Origin of the sequence: Leucobacter alluvii (assembly GCF_039530485.1) — a bacterium.
Lineage (GTDB): Bacteria > Actinomycetota > Actinomycetes > Actinomycetales > Microbacteriaceae > Leucobacter > Leucobacter alluvii.
In genome coordinates, this window is record NZ_BAAAOP010000005.1 from 264,194 (window position 1) to 287,483 (window position 23,290).

The following is a 23,290-nucleotide window of genomic DNA, read 5'->3' on the forward strand; positions in this document are numbered from 1 at the left end:
GATCAGTCGTAGCGGCCCTCGGCCGCCCACGTTCCAGTGCTGAAGACCAGCAACCAGGCGTCGCCATCGGCGAGCTGCACTTGCACGCGGAAGCGCGCGGGAGCCCCCTCCCACCACCGCTCCCGTACAGCCCAGGGCGGCGACCAGGCCGCTACGGGAGCGTCGAACTCGGTTGCGGCAACCCGCAGGTGGACGGGGTCCGCCGTCAGCAGATCATCCGCATCGATCCCGACCGCCGTGCCTGACGAATCGAGGAGTGCTGCCGGCACCAATTCGGGAAACACGCGGCTGGGCGCGGGGCCGGTGAGTGCTCCGGGCCAGGGCCCGGATGCCGAGGCTCGTGCATGAGGGCGTTCGACGCGCGTGGTGCTCCAGGGGACGAAGCGCTGCCGATCCGCCAGGAGGCGCCCGCCCGCGAGCGCGATCGTTCCGACGCCGGTGTGCCCGAGACGGCTCTGTGCGCGACTGAGATGGTGATGCACCCGCTCGTCGGGCTCCGTGCTCCACAGACCGGGTTCGTGGGCGGCGAGGTGATCGGTGTGCACCGGTGTGATGCGCACCCTGGTCACTCCGGCACCACCGCGCTCGGTCTGCTGGGCCGCTGACGCAGCCTGCCAACGGATGCGGCCGATGGTATCGGCCGGCGTGAAATGCCTGGGGTGAGCCCATTCGCGCTCGTGCTGCGCCCCGACATCATCGGTGAGCTCGACGCGCAGCGCAGTGCACACCAGACGATCCTCCGTCAGCCCGCCGATGAACCGTTCTGCCAGAGCGCTGCACGCGAATGCCAGTTGATCGGCAGCGTCGATCGGAGTGTCGAACGACATCTCCACCGAGAGCTCGCGAACCGGTTGCCGCGGGCGCACCTCGGCGCCGTGGCCGGCGCCGGAGGCCGACGCGCGCCGGTGCGCAGCCAGACCTTGCGGCCCGAAGCGCTGGCGGACCGCATCCTCGGGGAGCGCGGCCAACGCGCCGAGCGTGCGGATGCCGAGCCCCTGCAGCGTCTCGGCAAGACCGGCCTCCGCAGCTCTGGAGACCGGGAGCGGGGAGAGGAATGCGGGTGAGGCGCCCGGCGCGACGATGCGGAGTCCCGCGGCCGGGGCAGAGATGCCCGGGTCGGTCGACGCCGAGCGCGCGACCTGCTCGGCGGTGAATCGACCGTCCGCGATCCCGACGCGAGCATCGGGAAGCCCCAGCTGTTCGGCGAGCCGCAGCACTGCGACTCCGGCGGGGGTCTCCCCGCCGTAATAGCGAGACGGCCCTCGTGACCGCATGGCGCAGAGACCGGGCCGCACCACCTCGACGCCCGGTACGAGCTGTTCGAGCGCCGCTGCGATGGGGGCGAACCGTCGCTCATCGGTCTCGGGGTCATGCGGATACACGGCGAGTTCGGGGCAGCGCGTCTGCGCTTCGCGTTCTCGGAGACCGGTGCGGACGCCGTCCCCGCGGGCGGCTGCGGAGCAGGCGACCACGAGGCGGTTGGCGATGAGTGCGAGCGGAGCATCCAGGGACAGCCCATCGGCCCCGTCGTCGCGGAGGAGAGCGTGCACGGGCCAGTCGGGAACCCAGAAGACGAGGGTGCGATCCGCGATCATGGTGCGCCCAGACGCCTGACGGGAGCGGTGCCGGGAGCAACGACGGCCCCGTGCTGGAATCGGACGGTGTGCCGCCGCGCACCGAGGCGATCCTGCGATTGCACCACCAGCTCGCGATTCGCGAGCATCCCGTGACCGTGACCCAGTCCGTTCCACCGCGAAGCGGTGACGTGCAGCGTGGATTCCGGGCGCGGCCACTCGCCCGAGACCACCAGTGCCGCATCGTGCTCGCGCAACCGTGCTGAGATGCGTTCGGCTTCGCCGGGACTCGGCCGGGAGGGCGGGGTCAGGAGCAAGACGGTGAGCACTTCGGCGAGCGCGCCGGTGAGTCCCAGCGCATCCTCGCCGGGATGCGGGATGACGACGCACCGATCGAGTGCGATGCCGAGTGCAGCGGCGGCTTCCGCTCCGAACGATGCGTCGCCGATCACGCCGCACCATGCCCCAGAAGCCGACGCCTCTGCGAGCATCGCGAGCGCCAGTTGCCGTGACCCCCGCACGGCGTAGCTCGCCCCCATCCGCAATGATCCACCTGGAAGCAGCGGACGCAAGCCCTCCAGTGTGGGGAGTACGCGCGCGTCGAGTCGCACCGGCTGCATCTCGGAGATGCGCTGCTGCAACGAGCGGACGGTCGCGGGGGAGTTCATGGAGGTATATTCGAACATATGTTCGAATAAGTCAATCTCGTGACCGCTGGCGCGTCGCGCTGAAACGACGGCTCGAATCCTGCGTTGCGGACGGCGTAGGATGGACGGGATGAACGAGGACGAGCTAGACGATTACGAGCGCGAAGCCGAACTGTCGCTGTTTCGCGAGTACCGCGACATCGCGAGCCAGTTTCGCTACGTCGTCGAGACCGAACGGCGGTTCTATCTTGCGAACGATGTCGACCTGAAGCGACAGGATGCGGGAAGCGACTTCTACTTCGAGCTCTCCATGACCGACGTCTGGGTGTGGGATGTGTACCGCGCCGATCGTTTCGTGAAGTCGGTGCGCGTGCTCACGTTCAAAGACGTCAATGTCGAAGAGCTGTCTGCTCGCGAGTTCTCCTTGCCGCAGGAGCTCGCGCTCGACGAATAGCCTCGTCTGCCGGCGGTCTCCGCTCACATCGCACTGATTGCGTGCGAACCTCTCACTTCTCCACAAGCCGTGGCGCACTCGCTCCACGCCCTCCTCATCGCGCCCATGCTGAGATGCCAGGAGGTGCATCATGGAGCGCACAACAGCACGCACGCACGGCACGCAGAGAGGTGTTCCCGGAGGGGAGACGCCTCACCGAAACCGCACGCTCGGTGCTCGCGGCGAGGCGATCGCCGGCGAGTACCTCGAAGGGCTCGGCTGCCGGATCGTCGACCGCAACTGGCGAAACCGCCACGGGGAGCTCGACCTCGTCGTCACTGATCACGGCGTCGTCGTCGCGGTGGAGGTGAAGACCCGCAGCGGCGACGGCTACGGCACCCCGCTGGAGGCCATCACCGCGCGCAAGGCGGCGCGGTTGCGCCGGTTGCTCCTGGATTGGGTTCGGGTGCATCAGCAACCCGCCTCCGGACTCCGCATCGACGCGGTCGGCATCATTCTGCGCGCCGGCACCGCACCCCACATCGACCATCTGCGCGGGATCTCATGAGCGGGATCGTGTGCCGAGCAGCGTCCATCGCACTCACTGGGCTCCAGGGCACCACCGTGATGGTCGAATCCGCCATCTCGCAGCAGCTCCCTGGGATCGCCATCATCGGGCTCCCCGACGCATCGCTGGCGGAAGCGAAACTGCGCGTGCGCACCGCGACCTCGCAGGCGGGTATGCCGCTTTCCGATCGGTTCATCACGGTGAATCTCGCCCCGGCATCGCTCCCCAAGCACGGCTCCGGATTCGACCTCGCAATCGCGCTCGCCGCGCTCGCCGCATCACGCCACCTCCCGGCGACCGGTCTCGCCGACGTCGCCCATCTGGGCGAACTGGCGCTCGACGGTGCACTCCGCAGGCCGGCCGGGCTGCTCTCCTCGGTGGCCGCTGCTCGGAATCTCGGATTCCTCCGAGCCATGGTGCCCGAGTCGTGCGCCGCTGAGGCCGCGCTCGTTCCCGGCATCGAAGTCATTGCGGTGCCCGACCTCGCCAGTGCCGTCGCGTGGTATCGCGGGGAGCGAGGCCGCGGGCGCGCAGTGAGCCCGGAAACGCCGACGACGGCATCAGCGGAGGCCGAGACTCATGACGCCCGCGCGGATATCGCCGACGTCGTTGGGCAGCCGGAAGCGGTCGAAGCGATGGTGATCGCCGCGGCCGGACGGCATCACGTGTCACTGCTCGGGCCGCCGGGAGCGGGGAAGACGCTGCTCGCCACTCGTCTGCCGACGCTGCTCCCCGAACTCGGCGATGAAGCGGCGCTCGAAGCCAGCAGCATCGCGTCACTCGGAGGCTCGCCGTTGCTCCAACTCGTGCGCCGACCGCCGTTCGAGAGCCCGCACCATACGGCGTCGGCTGCATCGATCATCGGAGGCGGGCAGGGCATCGAGATACGCCCCGGGGCGATCACTCGCGCATGCCATGGCGTCCTGTTCCTCGACGAGGCTCCCGAGTTTCCGCGCACGGTGCTCGACGCATTGCGGCAGCCCCTCGAGACCGGGCGGATCGAGATCCACCGCTCCCGCATCCGGACGGTGCTCCCCGCGCGCGTGCAACTCGTGCTGGCCGCGAACCCGTGTCCCTGCGGCAATGCCGGATCGCCGGACACCGCGGTGAGCTGTGCATGCACGCCACGGACTCGTATGAGCTACCGGCAGCGCATTTCAGGGCCGTTGGCAGATCGGATCGACCTGCGCCTGACGCTGCACCGCGTGTCGAAGGTGCTCCTCGACGACCCGAATGAGCAGCGGGTGACGAGTTCGCAGCTGCGGGAGCGCGTCGTCAGAGCTCGGGCGATCGCCGCGGAGCGCTGGTCGGGTACCGGGTGGACGGTGAACGCCGAGGTGCCGGGAAGCTGGCTGCGGAGCCAGCGGCTGCGACTCCCTCGGGCTGACACCGCGGTGCTGGATCAAGCGCTGGCGCGCGGAGCGTTGACGCTGCGAGGCTACGACCGAGTGCTGCGCGTCGCATGGACCGTGAGTGATCTTGCCGGTGCTGATCGGCCGCGTCGAACGGAAGTCGCTCAGGCGCTCGTGCTGCGCGGAGGTGACCTCGCGTGAACGCGTCGAAGTCGTGCGTACGTGCCGGGGTGGAGGAGCGCTCGGCGCTCGCCGGGCTCGCTCCGGATCAGGACCTGAACGGTGACCGACCGTCCGAGACCGACGGAGGAACGGTAGCGATCTCCGATGTGCTGTTCGCACGGGTCGTGTGGTCCAGGCTCATCGAACCCGGTGACGCGGTAGCCGGCGCACTCATCGGGGCGCTGGGAGCGCCGTCGGCCCTGGACATGCTCGCTGCGACGGATGCGCAGCAACAGCTCGGACGGGCGATGCGCGAGTCAGGGGTCGTCCTGCCTCCCCGAACGCTCTCGGCGGCTGTCGCGCGCTGGCGTCCGCGACTCGACCGCGGCGCGACGCTCACCGACCTCGACCGGGCGCTGGCCGCGGGATTGCGCCTCGTCGCCCCGGAGTCGCCGCTGTGGCCCTCCGCTCTGAACGATCTGGGAGCGCACGCCCCGCAGCTGCTCTGGATGCGCGGCGACGCGACAGTGCTCGCCCACCCCTCGCTCGCCGTCGTCGGAGCACGCGCATGCACCGGGTACGGGACGAGCGTGACCGCCGAGCTCGCTGATGCGGCAGGAACGGCCGGCCTGGCGATCGTGTCCGGTGCGGCGTACGGGATCGATGCCGTCGCTCATCGCGCCGCGCTCGCAACGGGCTCTGCCACCATCGCGATCCTCGCGGGCGGTGCCGATCGAGCCTACCCCGCGGCGCACGCGTCGCTGCTCGACCGCATCGCGGATGGCGGAGCGGTGTGCTCCGAGATGGTGCCGGGCGCCGCCCCCACGCGATGGCGCTTTCTCCATCGTATTATTTAATATAAGTGTAGGAGAAACATGCGAGCAGCACTTTATTTGAGACAGTCCGTTTTTCTAGAGGAGGGCATAGAACGTCAGCGCGAGCGCACCACAGCTCGCGCTAAGGAACGCCGTTTTCAAGTGGTCGATGAGTTTACGGACAACGAAGTTAGCGCTAGTCGATCCCGAAAAGGAAAGGGAGAGGGCTGGGATCAACTTCTGGCTGCCGCCCACGAAGGGCGAATTGACATTGTGGTTTGTGTTGATTTAGACCGTCTCTTGAGGTCGATTACAGACTTAATTCCGCTTATTGATAGTGGTCTGAAAATCCTTACAGTTGATGACGAAATTGACCTTGACTCGCCGGACGGTGAGTTTCGCGCGACAATGCTTGTTGCTCTCGCGCGTTTTGAGGTTCGGCTCAAGTCTCGTCGGCAATTGAGGGCAAACGAATACAGAGACACTCACGACATTCCGATTGCAGGTAAGCGACGCTACGGGTATTTGCCTGCTGATCGATCTAAGGGAATCTTTGGCAACACGAAGATTCGAAAAGACGAAGCCCTTATTGTCAGGGAGATTTTTGAAGCTGCACGGGCTCGACGTAGCATACGTTCTATCGCTGCAGACTTAACTTCTAGGAAGGTTCCTTTCCACGACAAGGTGTCCGTTTGGACCCCCAGGAGGGTGCGGAGCATCCTTTCGAACCCGTGTTACCGAGGGGCGGTCATCCATAACGGTGTTTGGCGGGACTCCGTAAACGTCGACACAATAATTGAGACCGACCTTTGGGACGATGTGAGGGACGTACTGGAAGAGCCGGAACGTTATAGGAGTCCCGGGCCAAAGCCGGTACACCTTCTCACAGGTCTAATGATCTGCGGCACGTGTGGAGAGAAGATGCGCCATACGGGCAAGATGTATTACTGCCGAACACCAGTAAAAGGCCATCCCTCAATATCAGACGTCGCCGTTGAGGATTTAGTTATCGAGAACGTGGTCAACGCACTGCAATCTCACCCTTCCGCTGTTCTCGCTGGAAAGAGCCGCCTTACGGATCCAATGCCACTTCGGAAGAGAATCGAGATGATTAACGAGAAGATGGTTGCGGTGACAGAGACTTTTGTAAAGCTAGAAAGTCCGTCAAGTGTGGCTGTACTGAATCAGACTCTCCGCAAGCTTGACGCTGAGAAAGTCGAACTAGAGGGGCAGCTCGAAATGATTCGCGTGCAGCACGGAGCACGATGGATGCTTGCTGCTGCAGCGGAATCCGTATTTCAGAAGAACGCGAGTGGGAAATTAAGTCTCGATTCTGGCCCGAGTCCGAAAGAGATGCGGGCCGCTTTTTCTCAGCTACAGCTTGATGTGAAGCGAGACCTGGTGGAAGGACTCATCGATATAACCCTTTATCCGGGTCGAAAGAACCGTCAGCGCACCGTCATCAAACATAAGATCGCACACAGTTTGAATGCAGATTTTGACCCTGTTCCAACCGAGGAAGAGTGGGATGCGGCCGCAGCTAAGGTGCACTAGCCGCATATACCCCTTTGAGAGCTCCCGGGCGGCTTTCTAAAGGACTTTAAGGTTAAGCCTTAGGTAATTGACCAAGGTCAGAACAAAGCCCCAGAGATCGGCTTCTGTGCACACGTAATCAAATCGACACTCCCGGGATCTTGGCGAGTTGCGACAATGTTTGTTGCGTGGTATCAACAACGATGCTATACTACTCGTGCGTGTATGCGCGGGGGCGCGTCGAAAGACGCTCTGGCTTCTCCGGCCCAGGGAGCATGGCTTCACTGGGAAAAGCGACGGCTGATAAACCGGGACTTTACTTTTGCAGAGGGATCGGGCTTAGTTATGGCTTAGGCAGAAAGGCAGGCCCGCCCGTCGATATTGAACGATGCTGATCAAAGCTGACGAGGTGACACCTCAGGAGATAACTTACGTTTCTCCGTGGGGGTAAGGGGGCCTATCTGGCATCCTAAAGCTCGGAACTGATGCCCGGAACGGGGAGTAGTAGAAGCTTCCCTGAAGTGGTTCATGAACCTTGAACTTTAAGAACCTTCAGCCCCCAGATGTAGGTGCATGAACAACGCAAGTGCGAGAGTCACTCGTAAAACACAAACCAGGAGAATGGAGATGAACGAAGGGAAAATCACTGTTGGGCGACCATGCGATGTATGTAGATCGATGAAGCGTAGCGAAATTGAGGATGCGATCTACTCAAATCGTCCTATTTCGCAAATTTCGCAAAGCAACGGGATCTCATCCCATTCGATCTATCGGCATATCCGTAATCATGCCGCGCCGGACCTGCAGCGAGCCTTTCGCTCCACCGTGGAAATGAATACAGCGAGTTTGGTCTCGAGGATCATGGACATCGCTGATGCAGCACGAACAATTCGAGTGGAAGCGTCATCGGAAACCGTCTCACTTCAGGCCGGTGCCGCTGAATTGCGAACCCTCTCGACGTTGATCGCAAGGCTCGGGGTCGAGAGCACGGCTATGGCCGATCTGGCAAAGGATGCGACGGTTCTCGCCGACGTGACGGCGGCACTCGCGAAAGGCAACAGGGCCTTCGGAGAGGCCTTGGTTCAGCATCTCGCTGAGCGAGGAGCGGAAGAGATGGCTGCGGCCGTTTCTGCGTCACTAACCGAAACAGACCAAAGGCCCTTGGCCGCCTCCGAGCAGGAGAGTCGTACCACATGACCACCAGCGAACTCGCCGATGCGGCACGCGGTGCTGCTGGGGCAGGGGCGCAGCGCATAGATCGCGCTCAGAGCCTGATGTTCCGCACTCCGCACGCGCCGGAACTACAGCAAGTTCATGCTTACAAGAGATGTCGAAGTAACGAGGTCGCAACTTCTAAGGTCGCGGGGCGAATCCCTTGTAGGCAGACGCGGCAAGTCACAAACCATGCGCGACGCATCGAGAATTGAAGTTGCGATTCGAGGAGTGCGTGATCTTGAGCTCCTCGACATACGCCGAAAATCGTCCTAATCAACGTCCGTGTTCACCTGAGTGCTCGACTATCGAATGAAAGCAAAAAGGTCATTTACGAGTTGCCCTTGAGTGCGCTTCGAAACTCAAGAAACGATCACGTGACTATTAGATCGCGTCCGTCATGAGAGCCAAGTGTATGGAAGCGTCTCGCTTCCGCGCCTAAGATCTCTTGCGGCAAGCGTGACCCATTACAGGCTGGACAGGATAACTTCGCGGGACTGTCAGTCTTTCGCTCCTACGGCACGATATAGCCAGCCGCTTCGTAAAGTTCATACCATTCTGCCCGAGTCAGTACAATTTTCGAGCCAAGTATCGATTCTGATATGCGATCAGCTCGGGTCGTGCCGAGAATCACTTGCATACGTGCGGGATGGCGTGTGATCCAGGCAGTAGCGATCGCTGAGGACGAGGTGTTGTACTTCTCAGCGATCCGTGACAGAGAAGACTGAAGTGGACGTTGTCCGGGAAGATCAAAGATGGAACCTTCAAAGAACCCGCTCTGAAACGGGGACCAAACCTGAAGCGTCATCCCATGTACACGCGAGTATGTGAGCAAACCGTTATCCAAATCATACGACTGCGGGTTCCCCTCCATGTTTGCAGCGAGACCTTGCGCCACGAGTGCGGCATGGCCGAGGCCGAACTGGACCTGATTCGCAATCAATGGCTGTCGCACGCATGTCCGCAGCAAATCGATTTGACCGCCCGTGTGATTCGAGACGCCGAAAGTCCGGACCTTACCCGACTCCTCGAGCTCGTCAAAGGCTCGGGCGACTTCCTCTGGTTCAACAAGCGTATCGGGGCGGTGGAGCATTAACACATCGAGGTATTCCGTACCGAGTGAGCGCAATGACCCCTCTACCTGCCGGAGAATGTGTTCGGCGGAAAAGTCCAGGCCGGGGGCGTCCATGCGAATGCCACACTTTGTTTGCAGCACGATCTCCTCACGCTCAGACGCGGCCAGTTTCACCGCGCTCCCAAAGCGCCGTTCGCAGTCATGCCATTCGCGACCGTAGACATCGGCGTGATCGAAAAGTGTAATTCCCAGTCCGCGGGCCGCTGAATACAATGCACGAATCCCCGAACTATCGAGAGAATCGATTCGCATCATGCCGAGTCCGATTCGGCCATTCGCTAGGGGAGGTTGTTCCTTCTGCATTGCTTCTTCTTTCGTCATTAGTGGATATGTAGAGCATCTGTCGGAGCCGCACTTGCCCGCGACGGGCGCTGGCTATTTAGATTCTTCGACAGGAATGACGTAGCTCTTGCGCAAGGTTTTCTCAACCTTCCACACACCGGTGCTTCCCTCCGCAATCCACACGCTTGCGCCCGCAACGAGCTCGTGCACGTGGCCTTCGCCGTCAGTCAGAGTGCCGCTGCCAGAAAGGACCGTAAAGAACTCCCACGACTCCCATGTTGAGCGCCAGGTACCCCGTGTTCCTTCCCAGATGCCGAACGCCATATGAGGGCTCTGAGCCATCTCTAATAGTGAGTTCTTGCATTCGCCGGAGATGACGTTCTGTTCAGTTCCTGCTGCTTTTAGCTCAGCGGTGATTCCCTGGATGCTGTACATGATGATCCTTACTCGTTCCTTTGGTTAGTACTGGGATGAATCAACTCGATGAGCTCGGCTGCAAGTTCCTTCATGGCCCGACGGCCATTGCCCAGATAACGACGAGGCTCGAACAATAGCTCGTCAGCGTCGAGCGTCATGCGAACTGCCCCGGTGAGAGCAATGTTGAGTTGGGTGCCTACGTTCACCTTCGTGATTCCGCCCTCAATCGCGGCCAGAATCTCAGTGTCCGAAAGGCCGGAGGAGCCATGGAGTACGAGTGGTACCGCGACCTGCTGCCGAATGCGAGTGAGTAGCTGACGGTCAATCGTCGCACTGCGATCACGCATTGCGTGTTGCGAACCGATCGCAATAGCGAGGCCGTTGACACCAGTGAGAGCGACAAATCGTTCAGCCTCTCCGGGATCTGTTCGAGCTCCGGGCGTGTGCGCGCTTTTGCCGCCGACTTCACCTATCTCTGCCTCAACCCACAGCCCTTGCGGCTCACAAATCCGTACAACTTCGCTGGTGATGCGTAGGTTCTCATCCCAAGATTGGGCCGAAGCATCGATCATAATCGAGTCGAAACCTAGGCGTGCAGCATCGAGGCATAGTTCTATTGAAGTTGCGTGATCGAGATGGAGAGCCACCGGCACCTGGGCTGCGTCTGCAATTGCGCGGCAGGCGGCCACAATCGGTTCTGGCGAGCCATGAAAAGTGAGCGCATTCTCGCTGAGCTGCAAGATTACCGGTCGTGAGAGTGACGTAGCAGCATCGACGATTGCCTCAGCATGCTCCAGCTGAATCACATTGAGTGCGGCGACGCCTACACCCGACGCACGTGCATCCGCAACTAGGTCCGCGGTGGAAATTCTACTCATTGCACTTCTCGTTTCTTGGAACTCTTACGTCAGAAATTGCCTGGGCAGCCAATAACGCTGCTCCAATTGCAGCCGGCTCTTCAACGCGTATTACTTCAAGCGGGCGTTTGGATCGTTCGCTACGAATCTGCACCCACGCGTCATGTTGCGTAGGTACACCGACAACGACTATGCGTTGCGTGAGCTCACCGGCCATTTCCGACATCTGTTCAATTGCGGCGGCGCTTTCACTCGCTTGATGATCGAGCTCGACGTAAAGAGCTGACACCGTCACGTCGGCAGTAACGCCTTGCCCAGATCTCAATTTGGAAAAGGTGTTGTTGTTGTTGTCCTCGCACAACGACGTCAATGCGTCGTACACCGCCGAAATCTCCCGTTTGTCAACATCATCCGCCACGAGCTCTGAAACTCGTTTACCGGAGAGGGCAGAATTGTGCAGGTAACGGTGCCGCCCATCCGCGAAGTAACCGATCTCCCACCCCGGCTGTTCGAGCCGAGTGAGTTCTGCCCACTCGTGATCGAGCAACATCAGCCGTGACTCTGAGGTGCCCACTGACACGAACATGTCTCCGCTCCGGCTGACTCCCGCGGCGAGGGCTGCAGCAATGTGATCGTGTGCGCCCGCGCCGACGGGCACGCCGCTGTTAAGCGAGAGATGCCTCGCTGCCTCTGCGCAGATCACACCGACCTGCGTGCCGCTATCGACAAGGTGCGGCGGGAGGAGTTTCTTCGCTCCACAACTAAGAAGTCGCTCCTTCGACCATTCTCCTGTTTCGTTGTCCAACAGCCCCGTACGGGACGCATGGCTTCGATCCATGAACGGTGGCGCTGCGCCGACCATACGCAGCAGGAGCGAACTACCCAGGTCAGTGAAAGTGTGCGCAGCGTTGAACGCGAGATCCTGCTGTCGGCTTGCGTTCCGGATTGCGTACCAACTGGCGAGCCGAAACGCAGGTTGATCCGCTTCCGTATCTAGTTCAGCCGGTTGCTCGATGTACCAGCAGGCAACGGGGCCTGTAGGAAGGCCACGCTCGTTGAGGAATACGATCTCCTCGCCAAGCGCAACGAGAGAAATGCTCGAAACCCTCGTCAGTGGGGCACCGGATTCCCGTAGCTCAGTACAAAGCCAACCAAGCAATGCCCATACTTCGTCAGCGTCACGACGATCTCCGATTGCAGTCAAAGTCACGGGTGTCCGACCGGAGACGCAAGCCAGGGTTTGGGCAGTTGAGGTGTCGTAGATCAGAGCTTTTGTACGGGTCGTTCCGACATCGAATCCGAGAGTGACTGTCATCGTCTCAACCCCTCCAACATTGCCGTTCCGAACCAGACTTGAGACCGATATGGCTCGAGCGATGCTCCAACTTGTAACCCGGCTTCTAGCTGCAAGGCGTTCACTACTCCTCCGGCCGTCGCATCTCGCAGGGCACCCTCCAAATCATCGCCGCGCCAAATTGCAGCAATAAAGCTCCCAAAGAAGGTGTCGCCAGATCCTGTGGCATTGACTACATCGATCTGCGGTACGTGGATACGCCACACTCCGTGCTGGGTGGCTGCAAGGAAGTCACTGCCACCCATAGTGACAATTACGATGCTGCTTCCACGCTTTGTCTGTTCGCGCATGAGCTCAATGAGCTTTGCATCGTCGACATCCTCAGTGATCGCGAGTGCTTGCGTAAACTCTTGCCGGTTGCATTTCACGCACCAAGGGGCGGATTTGAGTGCCATGGACAACGGTTCTCCACTCGCGTCGATTGCGGTGAACGCTCCGCGCTCCGTCGCCATCCTTGAGATCCGTCCGTAGCAATCGTCACCGACTCCGCGAGGCAGACTACCGGTGCAGACGATCAGGTCCCCGGCACGTATGTTGTGGAAAAGAGTGTCCTCGAAGCGAGAAAGTTCTGACTTCGAGACGAGCGGTCCGGGTTCGTTCAGCACCGTTGAGCGACCGCTCGATAATTCCACCACAACCGTCGTAACGCGCGTGTCTTCGGAAATCTTGGTGTGTTTATCCTCGATCCCCAGCTCTTCAAATTCGCGTATAAGTGGTGTTGCAATGGGTCCGCCCAGGAAGCCGAACATGCTCACTTCAACACCGAGTCGTCTGAGCGTTCGGCCGACGATTGAAGATTTCCCTCCAGCCCTCGCCGAAATGGAAGTTGACCGATGTACTGATCCTGGCGCCAGCACTTCTACAGTATGGATACGGTCCATAGCGGGGTTTGGGCCCACAAGTAGCACCCGCCTGCCTCGCGGCGGCCAAGCTTCGGGCGTGATGGGGGATGGATTTTGCGGCAGCGTTGTACTCATGTTTACCTGGCACTCGATGCCTCGAGGGCCGCCAAGAATCCGGCGATGGACTTCTCGACTGCAGGACGAGGATCGAGGCAATAGGTTCCGTCGCCGAAAAGTTCAAAGGTGACTTTTCCGCGATAGTCAATGCTCATCAGTTGGTGTACGTACTCAGCGAGCGGCAGTGTCCCATCTCCCCAAGCAAGGTGTCCCGTCGGGTCTCCATCGATGAGATGGACGTGACCGATCTGGTCAGGGAACGACATAGCATAGTCGCTCACCGTGTCGCCCGCGGCATGCATTGCAACCACGTCGAGCACGACAGAGAAGGTGTCATTATTCTGCTCCACCATCATTCGCTTGAGTTGCGCGACTGAGTTGATGAGATTTGATTCAACTCGCTGTAGTGGTTCGAGCAGGCATCCGAGCCCCAAAGATGCTGCATAATCACCAATCTCAGATAATGCCTCTGCAGAACGTCCCCATGCGGATTGGGGCGTCTCGTCTTCAAGCCCGCGTCCCGGGGTGAGAAACAGCCACTGTGCCCCGAGTTCGGCTCCGATTTCAGCCGCGCGACGAAAAAACGCGAGACTATTCGCCCGTAGGACCGGATCGGATGACGCGATATTTACGGGGTACATGACCTGCTCGGGAGTGATGCACCGCACCGAAAGTTCTCTCTCAGAGAGTTGCCTCTCGATCTGTTCGATGTCACCGCGGGTGAGCTGGGGTATATGGAGGTGAGGAGCGATTCCCCATAGCTCCAGTTCTCGCAAGTCGAGATCGACCATGTCGTCGAGAAAATGCGTGAAACTGATGTGCTGGTATGCGAAGTTTGATCCGGTGAGATTTTGGCGGGAAAGTGAAGGCATGGGTTTCCGATCTATAAGACTCTGCGACCTTAGGCGCGCGCGACGCGCGGCGTAAACATCGAAACGTCAGTGAATGGGACCTCATTGAGGGCATGTTGCACGGCGAGCTCACCGGTGGCGGGACTGTGCTTCATCCCGCGGCCTGAGCATGCAGATAGCAGCACGACCCGCGGGTTCTCCTCCATCGGTCCAATGATGAAGTCCTCTTTCCCAGCCCAGGTCACCATGCAGGGGTGTACCGTCGTCGGGTGAGGATCGATCCCATCAAATGCGCCTTGTACAAATCGCTGGATTGAATCGAGCTTGTCGGCTTCTATGGCGCGGTCACGGTTCACTGAGGGATCCTCAAGAACTTCTCCGTATCGACCGTCAAGACCAATCTTCGTGCCGATTGAACTCAGAGTGGGAAAACCCCACCCCATCTGATCTCCGATATCTCGAAAAAACACGGGGAATCTTTCAGGAGTGAACCATTCTTCGCGGCCGGGTGAAGCCGTGAACCATGTCATCGGGATCCGGCGGACTTCGAGCGGAAGACGATACTCGGGCATGAGTGATCCTGTCCACGCGCCTGCTGCGACAATGACGCGATCAAACTCGTAGCGCTCCTCACCGACGTGAACTGTGACGCCGGCTGCATGTGGCTCGATCCTGGAAACGCCAGCGTGGCTGTAAACCTCAGCATTGCCAGTCTTCACTGCCTCACCGACCGCCGCGCGCACCGCAAGTTCAGGCTTGAGATAGGCGGTCAGTGGATCAAAGATCCCTACATCGCCTTCGCTGACACGGTGCGCCGGGAAGCGGGTTCGGATCTCGTCGCATGAGAGGCGCTCATGTGCGTACTCTTCCTGCGCAATCAGCGCATCGAGGTCGGTGATCAGCTCTGACTTCTCTGCTCCCACAAATAGTCCGCCAACATCTACTTTGAGCTGCACTGACGAAGCTTCGCTGAGTTCGCTCCAAAGTTCTGCCGCACGTTCCGTCAGAGGCACATATGCAGCTTTTTCAGGATCAATATGAAAGAACGCACGAGTCTCACCATGTGTCGAACCGCGGTCGTGACCGATACCGTGCCGTTCAAAGCCGGCGACTTTCACGCCACGACTTGCGAGACGCCACAGCGCCATACTTCCGGTCGCACCCAGGCCAACAACTGCAATATCAGCATTCACTTTAAACTCTCCTTCAGGTGGTATGCCCTGTAATCCGGGCTGGTTCTTATCCGTGTTCTACTTTTGAGAGCCGCCTGCGAGCATCCCCGCGATCTCTTTCGAAGACGCGGATCGGCGCAATACCAAGACAGCAAGGAGCAGCGTCAGCATTAAAGCGAGGAACATAATCACCGACATGGCGGCCATCTCAGGAGTGAGGCCCTGCTTCAACGATCCGAAGACAACCACGGGCCAGGGGGTCGAACCTTGCACGGAGACAAAGCTCGAGATGACGACGTTGTCGAGGCTCATCGTAAAAGCGAGTAAAGCTCCTGAGAGCACTGCGGGCATCATCAGCGGCACGGTGATCTGCATGAATCGGCGCACAGGAGTTGCGTACAAATCTGCAGCAGATTCATCAAGAGATGCGTTTAGACTCCCGACTCTGGCCTGTACGACGAAAGCTACAACGGCCGTTGAGAACAAAGAATGGCCGATGACCATTCGAGCGACCCCATTGTTGAAAAACGGCATATGCAAGTCGACGCCAAGGAAAACGAACCATGGCAGGAGCGCCACTGCATTGACAATCTCCGGTGTCACAAGTACCAGAGCAAGCATAATTAGTAGCAGACGTTTTCCTCGTCCTCCGATCCGAGCAAGAACGATGCCGGCGAGCGACCCCAAGACCGTAGCGAGAAGTGCGGTCAGCAGTGCGACTCGCACTGAGGTCCACACGGAGCGCAATATGTTGTCGTTTTGGCCGAGCTGAATATAGGGATCGAAGCTGAAACCTCCCCATGAGACCAACAGCCGTCCACTATTGAAGGAATAGATCACAATGAAAAGGATCGGGATGAAGAGGAAGACGAGCACCAGAATGCCCATGATTCTCCAGGCGAACTTCCATTCATTCACGACCAGGGTCTCCAATCACATCGATGTGGTTGAACCGGCTGTACAGGAGCGTCGTAATTCGCCAGATCAAAGCGGCAACGGCGACAACGCACAGAATGGTGATGATGAGCACGATGGCCCCAGCGGATCCCCGTGCCCAGTCTTGCGCGACTAGGAAATCGCTTGCGACGAGCTGCCCGACCATCGTGCCCTTCACTCCGCCCAGGACCGTGCCAGTAATGTAGTCACCCATAAGCGGCACGAATACCAATAGCAGCCCTGCGCCGATGCCGGGCATTGCCTGCGGCAAGGTCACTTGGAAAAGCGTGCGCCACCGTCCTGCCCCTAGGTCGTAACTCGCCTCTCGCAATGCAGGGCTGATTCGTTCGAGCGCCACGAAGAGGGGAAGGATCATCATAGGGAGGTAGTTGTAGACCACGCCTAGCTGAACTGCGCCGCTCGTGCCGAGCACATCCAATGGACCCTGAATCAGCCCGATTGCCTGCAACATCTGCGACAGAAATCCTTCTCCGGTCAGAATCAGCTGCCAGCCGATGGTTCGAATAAGGAAGTTTGTCCAGTACGGGATCATGACTAGTGCTAAGACGACATACCTCCATTTCGGCGTCAGCTTCACTGAAAGCCAGTAAGCGAACGGGAAACCGATGATCAGCGCCAATCCAGTTCCAAGAACTGCGATACCGAGCGTCCGAAGAAAAGCCTGGAAGAAGACTCCTTCAGAGACTTCGACGTAGCGGTCGAACGAGAGCAGGTCATTTGCGTGTGTGGTGAAGAGGTCAGGCTTATAGCCGAAGCTGTACCAGAACACGAGACCGACGGGCAGTATAAAGAAGAAGAGATAGTAAAACCATGTCGGCAAACTCGCATCGAGTCGCGGCAAGCCATGCCGTTGTAATCGTACTTCCTTGGCGTTTCCAGCCATCTGTTTAGGCTCCTGCCGCAGACTTGGTCTCGTTCCACACGTCGACGAGTGTCTGGCGGCCTGAGTTAACTTCAGACAATGTCCACTTAGACATTTGCTCCGGCGTGAAGAACATGAGCTCTGGGTACTTGGTGGCGTTGCTCATTGCCGCTTCCTCAGCGACTCCGAGAACACCGGTGTCGTAACCCAAGTAGTCGACCTCGGCCAGCGCATTCTTTGGCTCCAAGAGGAAATCGAGGTAAGCGTACGCCGCATCTTCATTGGGGGCACCGCTCGCCAGCGCCCAATTATCAATCCATACCTCGGAAATGTCGGGAAAAACGAAAGTCCAGCGTTCGGGATTCTTCTCATTGAGAAGCCCCATTCTCAGGTCACCGTTGAAACCCTGCACGAGATCCAGCTCGCCCGAATTCATCTTCCCGCTCGTACCGACGGACGTATCAAAGTACTTAATGTTCGACCCATACTTCACAAAGAAGTCCTGGCAAGCTTTAAGGTGCGCTTTGTTTTCGGTATTCCAATCGAGACCGTTCGCCCAAAAATATGGGCCCGTCATCGTGCGTGCATCGTCGATCATCGACATGCGACCACTCGCCTCATTGGCACCGGCATCAAGAAAATCAGCCCAGGTCTCCAGCTTGCGGGAAATCTTAGTGTTGTCGTAAGCGAACCCCGTGGAGCCTGTCGCCTTGGGGATTGAATAGCTGTTACTCGGGTCGAACGATCTACCCATGAGAGACGGATTTAGCTTTGAATAATTACTCAGCCGATCATGGTCGAGTTTCTGGAAGACACCCTTCTCACCCAAAGGCAGCACATACGCGGAAGGACTTGTTACGAGGTCATAGCCGGTGGTGCCCTGTGCGGCGCTGAGCTTAGCCACCATTTCTTCGGCGCTGGTAAAGGAGTCGATCGTGACCCTCGGTCCGTTCTTTGCGGAGAACGTCTTGATCACGTCCGGGCTGGAGTAGCTCGGAAAGCTGTAGATTCCGAGTTCGTCGCTAAGCTGTCCGGCACTACCGGATCCACCACTTCCAGAAGTCTGTGGGCTACATCCAGCGAGCATCACGGCGCCGATTCCAGCGAGCCCACCCGCGAGGAACATTCTGCGGTTGAGCTTTGCGCTCATTGCTTGTGAGGCGAGGATCTTAATCGATTCTTGATTCATGATTTGCATTCCTTCTTTGGCGTACAGACATGGCTGATTATGAAGTGGCCGCAATAAGCGCCGTCTCGGTGTTCACCTCATCGACCGGGAATACGAGAACCTGGTGGGGCTCCCACGCACACCAAACCGTGGACCCGACGGGTTGGGCCTCCTCGGAGCTTCGCGGAACACGGACGAGAATCTCAGTGCCCGCTTCGGTGATCACCAAGGATTGGAGTACATCACCTAGATGAGACACACTCGACAATGTTCCCTTCAGCACATTTTCCAGTCGCTGAGGTTCAGACGTGAGAATCCGGACTGACTCTGGACGGATTGCGGCCAGGTATTCGGCACCCCTACTAGCGGCTGTCAACGGTGAAGAGGTCACCACATTGCATTCTGGTGTTCTAATCGTTCCCTCAAGCGCCAGAGCGCCTTTAAGGAAGTTCTGCTGCCCCACAAATCCCGCGACGAAAATGTTCGCTGGGCGATCGTAAACGTCGTCAGGACTGCCAACTTGTTGGACTCTGCCGTTTCGCATGATTGCGATTCGATCACTCATCGAAAGAGCTTCTTGTTGATCATGCGTGACGAAAACGAAAGTGATACCGAGACGCTGTTGCATCAACTTCAATTCGACCTGCATTTCCTCGCGGAGCTTTCGGTCGAGTGCAGCAAGTGGCTCATCGAGCAATAACACGCTCGGCCGATTTACGAGGGCCCGTGCAAGTGCAATGCGTTGCTGTTGGCCCCCGGAAAGTTGCGCCGGGCGCCGACCTGCGAACGGGAGCATCTTGACCATGTCAAGCGCCTCACGCACACGGTCTGCAATTTCTGCTTTGGAAACGCGCTTTTGCCGGAGCCCATAGGCGACGTTCTGGGCGACCGTCATGTGCGGAAAAAGTCCGTACGACTGAAAGACCGTGTTGACATCTCTGCGATACGGCGGCTCGTTTGTAACATCGACGCCAGATATTTCGATGGAACCGGTGTTGGGCACTTCAAAGCCGGCAAGCATGCGAAGTGAGGTGGTTTTGCCACACCCGCTTGGGCCAAGGATTGACAGAAATTCTCCCGCCCTAACCTCGAGGTCGATGTGGTCTACCGCCACTTCGGAGCCGTATCGTTTGGAAACCCCGCGAAAAGCTATAGTTCCGCTGGTCGCTGTTGTCTCGGTATTCACCATGCCTGGTCTCAACTCCTTTGTTCGACAGGAAAAACGGAACCTTTCCGGCCTTTAGAGTTAGCAAAACACAACTAAACAAAGGATGTCAAGAACTAAACGGAAGTACTCACAATTTCTAAGTCTTGCTAGATTTACATGAGATCGACGGGAGATAGAGTGACCGATCAAAAGACCTTCACGGATGAACGCCGTTACGAAATCGTGCAGCGTGTACGGGAAAAGCGAAGGGTCCAGGTCGCCGACCTTGCAGAAACCTATGCCGTGAGCGCGGAGACGATCCGAAAAGACCTCACAACTTTGCAAGAGGCCGGCTTCATTCGTCGCACCCATGGGGGAGCCGTGCCCGTGGAGCGCAGCGCGACAGAATTGGGAGTGCGTAAACGCACGATGTTCACTGCTGAGAAGCACGTAATTGCTGCACGCGCTCTTGCCCACGTGCCTACATCGGGATCTATATTCATCGAATCAGGATCGACTTCTTTGCTGCTCGCCGAGCTCCTTCCAGATGACGCTGAATTGACTGTCTTTACTAATTCGCTCCCCACTGCCATATCGCTGGCAGAGCGGCCCAAAACAAACATCACAGTAGTGACATTGGGGGGCCGGGTGCGTCCCTTGACGTTGGGAGAAGTAGATAATTTTGCGCTTCGAAGCCTGCGTGAAATTCACGTGGATGTCGCGTTCTTAGGAACAAATGGGGTATCCGCCCTGCACGGACTGACGGTGCCTGATAATGCAGAGGCCGAAGTGAAGCGAGCTGCGCTCGGAATTTCTCATCGAACCGTCCTATTAACCGATCGAAGTAAGATCGGGACAGTCTCGCTATGGCGCTATGGATCGGTTGAGGACATCGACATCATTATTACCAGCGAGGTTGCGGATGCTGCAGAGATCGAGGCGATCCGGGCAGCCGGTGTCTCTGTGGAGCTTACAGAGAACTCGCCCTCAAATTCGGATAGAACGTAAATGACGCCGAGTGCGCCCGACTCCGACCCTGCAGCTTGCTATCCAGCGAGTGGAAGCCGCCGGTGACCTCAAAACTGAGGCACTAAACACCCGTTCCGTCCTGATAAGCTGCCATTCTCGAACGTCCTCGGGAGGTTGCGTGGCAAGCAAGCGCTCCCAGTTGCTGCAACACTAGTTGCGGGCGTCTTGCCGATGCTCCTCTTTATTCCGTTACAGAGCCCAGGGATCTACGACATTCTTATCGCGTTTACGGTTATTGGCTTCTTTCTCGCGTTCACATTCCCGGTCCTCGGAATCGCGATCGCGAAATTCACTGGCAAATGGGAGCCGCTAAGCGACGGGCCGCTTTTTCTGGGAAAATGGGCACCCCCCGTTTCGTGGATCGCTTTAGCTTGGCTCGTGTTCGAAACAGTGAACGTCCTATGGCCTCGCCCAAGCGGAAGCGGCTGGCTAGTCGATTGGTCCTCGATGCTTGCAACTCTCGTCATTTTCGCTATTGGATCAGCAATTTATGCGGTCATGAGGGGTCGCCGGAGGAACTTCGATCAGCGCGCAATGACGAGGCCTGGGCAAGTAGTTGTCGAGGGTCCCGGTCCAAGGCGTTAATATCGAGCCACGGATGACCTGAAGCGCGATTTAAACCAGCACCCTGTGACCATCGCATTTTGCCCTGCAGGCATAACAAGATGCGTACGAGGACCCGCTTCGGAGTTGCTGCTGGTCTGGACAACACTCGATGGCGAAGACGTTCTTCCCGAATATGGATCAGCCGTTTTTCCCTTGAACGTTCTTGCTCCGGTTGGGACACTTTTCCAGGAGGCCCTGACGACGTGGATGAGAAGGCAGACGAGGCGGAACCGCAAAGTCCCCTAGAAGATGGTCTAACGCGTCCTTTCGATGATTCTGGGCATGGCGCGCCGGACGCGGTTGACGCGTCACAGATCGGCGCTGAGGCGTTCGAAAGAAATGTTCCGTGTCTCGGTGAGAGCCAGGGAATCTATTTCAGGCGCGCGAGAAGCTCAGCGGAGATGGAAGCTGCGGCTGAACTGGCCGCACGGGGTCATAAGTTCAGGCTCACGCGCGAAGGTCCCGCGCCAGATGACACTGATCTGATTCTCATGCTGGATACCTTCTATCCCGATAGGCATACTTTTGCCGCGACACTTGAGCGCGCGCTATGGATGACGGAGTTCGCTGTTCGTGAGGAGGGGAGGGGACGGTTTGGGCCGAGGTCCGAAGCTATCCGCCCGATCGCCCGTCAGTCGACACGGCGGCGACCCGAGACCGACGCAGAGCGGGCGCGGTCCGAGGCGCGCGATAGCCAGAGGGAAGCGAAGTATCGTGCCCGAATAAAAAACGGGTGGAAGCCTAAAGGGGACGTGAACAGGTTTCTCATTGAACGGCGTTGGAATAGAGCCTTCATCAAGGAAGCGCGGTCAAATCTATTGAATGAATACCTCTCGTCACTGTCGATGGAGGTACTCGGACGGGCGCTTACGGTCGAAGGCCACTTCATGGATGCAGATGCTCTCGAGATGCTTCTTACATACGATCCTTGGATCAGAGAGCTCTGGGGTGAACCGGGCATCGATGGTGCAATACGTCGTGCTGCTGAGGGCGCAGTGGAAGCGTTCGATCCGGAGATTGCTTTAGCGCAATCGCTTCACGGTACTGAGATGGCTCAGAAGTCCCGAGCTAAACGCAATGCTGCAAGGGAAAGCAAGCTGAAGGAGTATGCCGCGTACATTTCAAAGTACCCGAAAGTGACAGATTCAATCGTCGCGGCGGATTTCGGGGTCTCAACGAAGACGGTTCAGAATTGGAGGAAGGCACTGAGCACTCCCAATAATGAATCCGCGTAAAATCAACGGTGTTGGTGGAACTATGCTCCCCATCCAATGGGGAAACTAAGACTGATCTTGATGATATTCAAGGATCTAGTACTGATCATTACGTAGTAGAACTTCAATGCAGTCAAGCAACTTACTTCTATCGATCCTGCAAATCATCTAGTCTCCACGAATGAGCAGTACTTCGAGGATTCGATGTCACACGAGGAGATTCTGAGTCGCAACACCTTCAGTCGACAGCGGCGTCGATCATGAAGACACAGCAAGGGGTATTGAAGAAGCTAAATCTCTTGCTCGGGCAGTCGGGAAGCTTTCTCGGGACGCACCAGCACTGCGAGAGAGGCTGATTGAGAACTTGGTGGAAGAGGGCGCGGAAGGACTAGCCGATGCGCTCGCCGCATACTAAGTACTTGAGCTGCTGAAGGAAGCACACCGAAACTTCTCTTACCCGCATTACGCAATACTGGTATTCGGGCTTTTCGCGTTTATTGCGAGCTTTCCATTCCATTGGTGGTGATGTCGGGCGCATCGCGGTGGAACTTCACCGCACCAGCAGGAACATCAAAAAACACCTTCGAGCTCTAAACGCTGGCTATGTCAACCTAAGCGGGACCCGGAGGGCAGCCTTAGCGGGACCCACTTTGAAGGGGTCGAGCGGCTGTCTCTCATTCGGTCAGGTGGTGTATGTGTCTTGCTGCGGTGATTTGTGGTGCGGGCGGGTGGAGTATTCGTGTTGGTGGTCGATGACGAGTTCCGTGCAGAGTTCCGGGGGGCCGGTTTCGAAGGCTTGCAGGATCGGTGCGTGGGCTTCGGCTGTGGCGTTGAGGTCGGTGTGGCCTCTGATGATGGTCGCCGCCGTCCGGGCCTCAATGTAGAGGTTGTCCCATACCTCGAGCATGAGCCGGTTACCCGTGGCGGTGATGATTGCGGACCTACCATCGCCGACGCCGACAGACCCGTCTCGGTTCGTTGTAC

General features: G+C 58.6%; 23 protein-coding genes. 9 read left to right on the forward strand and 14 right to left on the reverse strand.

The features are described from left to right. Positions 1-2 precede the first annotated feature (2 nt). Positions 3-1,595, reverse strand: a complete 1,593-nt coding sequence (locus tag ABFX18_RS05730) for a DNA polymerase Y family protein (RefSeq protein ID WP_346057696.1) — start codon at positions 1,593-1,595, stop codon at positions 3-5. After that, entirely contained in the window at positions 1,592-2,242 is a 651-nt protein-coding gene (locus ABFX18_RS05735; protein ID WP_090149651.1) for a hypothetical protein, read from the reverse strand. Before ABFX18_RS05735 ends, ABFX18_RS05730 begins: the two co-directional genes overlap by 4 nt. Before the next feature lie 109 nt (positions 2,243-2,351). On the opposite strand from ABFX18_RS05735, the gene ABFX18_RS05740 reads away from it, so the two are divergent. The 6 genes from ABFX18_RS05740 to ABFX18_RS05765 all read left to right on the forward strand — a co-directional run bounded on the left by ABFX18_RS05740 (position 2,352) and on the right by ABFX18_RS05765 (position 8,281). After that, positions 2,352-2,675: a DUF2469 domain-containing protein gene (locus ABFX18_RS05740; RefSeq protein ID WP_090148195.1), complete on the forward strand. Its 324-nt coding sequence runs from the start codon at positions 2,352-2,354 to the stop codon at positions 2,673-2,675. A 130-nt stretch (positions 2,676-2,805) separates the two neighbouring features. Beyond that, the gene (locus ABFX18_RS05745; RefSeq protein ID WP_336661572.1) at positions 2,806-3,222 is read left to right on the forward strand and encodes a YraN family protein; all 417 of its coding nucleotides are present in this window, start codon (positions 2,806-2,808) and stop codon (positions 3,220-3,222) included. Next, positions 3,219-4,775, forward strand: coding sequence for a YifB family Mg chelatase-like AAA ATPase (locus tag ABFX18_RS05750; RefSeq protein ID WP_346057697.1), 1,557 nt, complete (start codon positions 3,219-3,221; stop codon positions 4,773-4,775). Before ABFX18_RS05745 ends, ABFX18_RS05750 begins: the two co-directional genes overlap by 4 nt. Continuing rightward, the gene (locus ABFX18_RS05755; protein ID WP_346057698.1) at positions 4,772-5,593 is read left to right on the forward strand and encodes a DNA-processing protein DprA; all 822 of its coding nucleotides are present in this window, start codon (positions 4,772-4,774) and stop codon (positions 5,591-5,593) included. The genes ABFX18_RS05750 and ABFX18_RS05755 overlap by 4 nt, the downstream gene beginning before the upstream one ends. A gap of 18 nt (positions 5,594-5,611) precedes the next feature. Beyond that, the gene (locus ABFX18_RS05760) at positions 5,612-7,105 is read left to right on the forward strand and encodes a recombinase family protein (RefSeq protein ID WP_346057699.1); all 1,494 of its coding nucleotides are present in this window, start codon (positions 5,612-5,614) and stop codon (positions 7,103-7,105) included. A 600-nt stretch (positions 7,106-7,705) separates the two neighbouring features. After that, positions 7,706-8,281: a hypothetical protein gene (locus ABFX18_RS05765; protein ID WP_346057700.1), complete on the forward strand. Its 576-nt coding sequence runs from the start codon at positions 7,706-7,708 to the stop codon at positions 8,279-8,281. Between the two features lie 529 nt (positions 8,282-8,810). Here ABFX18_RS05765 and ABFX18_RS05770 read toward each other — a convergent pair. Genes ABFX18_RS05770 through ABFX18_RS05820 form a run of 11 tightly spaced genes read right to left on the reverse strand, consistent with a single transcriptional unit; the run spans position 8,811 to position 19,499 of the window. Continuing rightward, positions 8,811-9,752 carry an aldo/keto reductase gene (locus ABFX18_RS05770; protein ID WP_346057701.1) on the reverse strand — a complete coding sequence of 314 codons (942 nt, stop codon included), beginning with the start codon at positions 9,750-9,752 and terminating at the stop codon, positions 8,811-8,813. Between the two features lie 54 nt (positions 9,753-9,806). After that, entirely contained in the window at positions 9,807-10,148 is a 342-nt protein-coding gene (locus ABFX18_RS05775; RefSeq protein WP_346057702.1) for a cupin domain-containing protein, read from the reverse strand. Positions 10,149-10,156: 8 nt separating this feature from the next. After that, entirely contained in the window at positions 10,157-11,008 is an 852-nt protein-coding gene (locus tag ABFX18_RS05780; RefSeq protein WP_346057703.1) for a class II fructose-bisphosphate aldolase, read from the reverse strand. After that, positions 11,001-12,302 carry an FGGY family carbohydrate kinase gene (locus ABFX18_RS05785; protein WP_346057704.1) on the reverse strand — a complete coding sequence of 434 codons (1,302 nt, stop codon included), beginning with the start codon at positions 12,300-12,302 and terminating at the stop codon, positions 11,001-11,003. Before ABFX18_RS05785 ends, ABFX18_RS05780 begins: the two co-directional genes overlap by 8 nt. Next, complete coding sequence (locus ABFX18_RS05790; RefSeq protein WP_346057705.1) at positions 12,299-13,318, reverse strand: 1-phosphofructokinase family hexose kinase; 1,020 nt, start codon at positions 13,316-13,318, stop codon at positions 12,299-12,301. The genes ABFX18_RS05785 and ABFX18_RS05790 overlap by 4 nt, the downstream gene beginning before the upstream one ends. A 2-nt stretch (positions 13,319-13,320) precedes the next feature. After that, positions 13,321-14,172: a sugar phosphate isomerase/epimerase family protein gene (locus tag ABFX18_RS05795; protein WP_346057706.1), complete on the reverse strand. Its 852-nt coding sequence runs from the start codon at positions 14,170-14,172 to the stop codon at positions 13,321-13,323. A 29-nt stretch (positions 14,173-14,201) separates the two neighbouring features. Continuing rightward, positions 14,202-15,344: an N-methyl-L-tryptophan oxidase gene (solA, locus tag ABFX18_RS05800; protein WP_346057707.1), complete on the reverse strand. Its 1,143-nt coding sequence runs from the start codon at positions 15,342-15,344 to the stop codon at positions 14,202-14,204. A gap of 57 nt (positions 15,345-15,401) precedes the next feature. Continuing rightward, positions 15,402-16,241, reverse strand: coding sequence for an ABC transporter permease (locus ABFX18_RS05805; protein ID WP_346057708.1), 840 nt, complete (start codon positions 16,239-16,241; stop codon positions 15,402-15,404). Then, positions 16,234-17,163 (reverse strand): ABC transporter permease, encoded by a 930-nt coding sequence (locus ABFX18_RS05810; RefSeq protein ID WP_346057709.1) that lies wholly within the window; start codon positions 17,161-17,163, stop codon positions 16,234-16,236. Before ABFX18_RS05810 ends, ABFX18_RS05805 begins: the two co-directional genes overlap by 8 nt. Positions 17,164-17,167: 4 nt before the next feature. Then, positions 17,168-18,331 carry an ABC transporter substrate-binding protein gene (locus ABFX18_RS05815; RefSeq protein ID WP_346057710.1) on the reverse strand — a complete coding sequence of 388 codons (1,164 nt, stop codon included), beginning with the start codon at positions 18,329-18,331 and terminating at the stop codon, positions 17,168-17,170. Positions 18,332-18,368: 37 nt separating this feature from the next. Beyond that, positions 18,369-19,499, reverse strand: coding sequence for an ABC transporter ATP-binding protein (locus tag ABFX18_RS05820; protein ID WP_346057711.1), 1,131 nt, complete (start codon positions 19,497-19,499; stop codon positions 18,369-18,371). Between the two features lie 156 nt (positions 19,500-19,655). Between ABFX18_RS05820 and ABFX18_RS05825 the strand changes: the two genes are divergently transcribed. The 3 genes from ABFX18_RS05825 (at position 19,656) to ABFX18_RS05835 (ending at position 22,327) form a co-directional block, all read left to right on the forward strand. Then, the gene (locus ABFX18_RS05825) at positions 19,656-20,465 is read left to right on the forward strand and encodes a DeoR/GlpR family DNA-binding transcription regulator (protein WP_346057712.1); all 810 of its coding nucleotides are present in this window, start codon (positions 19,656-19,658) and stop codon (positions 20,463-20,465) included. Between the two features lie 108 nt (positions 20,466-20,573). After that, positions 20,574-21,071: an amino acid permease gene (locus ABFX18_RS05830; RefSeq protein WP_346058008.1), complete on the forward strand. Its 498-nt coding sequence runs from the start codon at positions 20,574-20,576 to the stop codon at positions 21,069-21,071. Between the two features lie 224 nt (positions 21,072-21,295). Next, the gene (locus ABFX18_RS05835; RefSeq protein ID WP_346057713.1) at positions 21,296-22,327 is read left to right on the forward strand and encodes a hypothetical protein; all 1,032 of its coding nucleotides are present in this window, start codon (positions 21,296-21,298) and stop codon (positions 22,325-22,327) included. 661 nt (positions 22,328-22,988) lie between these two features. On the opposite strand, the gene ABFX18_RS05840 is transcribed toward ABFX18_RS05835, so the two are convergent. Continuing rightward, positions 22,989-23,240: an FCD domain-containing protein gene (locus ABFX18_RS05840; protein WP_346058009.1), complete on the reverse strand. Its 252-nt coding sequence runs from the start codon at positions 23,238-23,240 to the stop codon at positions 22,989-22,991. Positions 23,241-23,290: the final 50 nt, after the last annotated feature.